The organism is Vibrio sp. 10N.237.312.B06 (genome assembly GCF_041464685.1).
Classification (GTDB): Bacteria; Pseudomonadota; Gammaproteobacteria; order Enterobacterales; family Vibrionaceae; genus Vibrio; species Vibrio tasmaniensis_A.
Genome location: NZ_JBFSPI010000210.1, coordinates 1 through 1,013, shown reverse-complemented (window position 1 = coordinate 1,013; position 1,013 = coordinate 1). Strand labels below are relative to the sequence as shown.

General features: G+C 40.8%; 1 protein-coding gene. It reads right to left on the bottom strand.

Annotated elements, in window-relative coordinates:
• Positions 1-653 (bottom strand): protein-tyrosine phosphatase family protein (locus tag AB6C75_RS23590; RefSeq protein WP_372109533.1); only part of this gene is annotated, 653 nt, incomplete at its 3' end.
• Between the last annotated feature and the right edge of the window lie 360 nt (positions 654-1,013).

The following is a 1,013-nucleotide window of genomic DNA, read 5'->3' as shown; positions in this document are numbered from 1 at the left end:
ATCATCGCGGCAATAGTTTGGCCCGTCCTACCGACACCTGCACGGCAGTGTAAAACCGGCAACATCCTTTTGGGATCTGCTACTGCACGACTATTTCTTTTTGCGTAGAAGTTTTTCTTATCACTCGCGATCGACTCAATGATATTGACTAGCTCAAGTGTGGTATTGAAATCTATCGTTTGATGGTCTGGCCAATTATTTACATGAATTACAGGGACACTGACAGTAGCTTTATAGCCCGAAATTTCCAACTGATAAATCTCTACTCTAATATCACCAGCTAAGGAGATTGAGCTTTCATGCGAGCTTCTTGTGTAAATTTCTCCATATTTTCCTGAGATGGAAAAATAGCTTGATAACTTATCATTAATGATGTCGTTGTTACTTGCAAGAACCACTAATACCGGCGTCCTATTGTCGACCAATAACTGCAGTTGTGACTCTATTTGATACGGATAAGGATACTGAGTCGCGATAGCAACGCAGCCATCACCAGTTTCGATGAAATTCGCATTTAAGTCTTTGCGGACACTTGTCTTAATGCTATGTGAGAGATTAAACCGATCTCTTTTTGAGTCGAATAGTAGGCGTTCAGCCGGCCCCTTGATACCCATTAACATTTTTGCCGTTTCAACGCAGTGCTTATCTTGCATATTTGACCTTTTTAGCTTGAAGAATCCTTTCAGGATTACATTACAGACATGAGGAAAAGTAAGTCAAGTTAGGTTCGTATGTCAGTGCGTGATAAATCGCGCTGTCACGAAAAGGGGCAAAGACGTTCTAACAACGTTCTAACAGTGTACGAAGCACACCCTTGGACAAAAGCTGCTTAGATTCGGTGCTCTAATCTGTTAGCTTCGGATAAACTGTGCTTAGTTGAAACCAAAATCGAACTCATAGTATCTATCAGATAGGTAGCTATTCAGTTATTTATTCAAGTGAGGGGGTAATTGTTATATTTATCATTTTAGCGGTTAGTCCACCAACTCGTTTCCGCATATCACACCTATCAA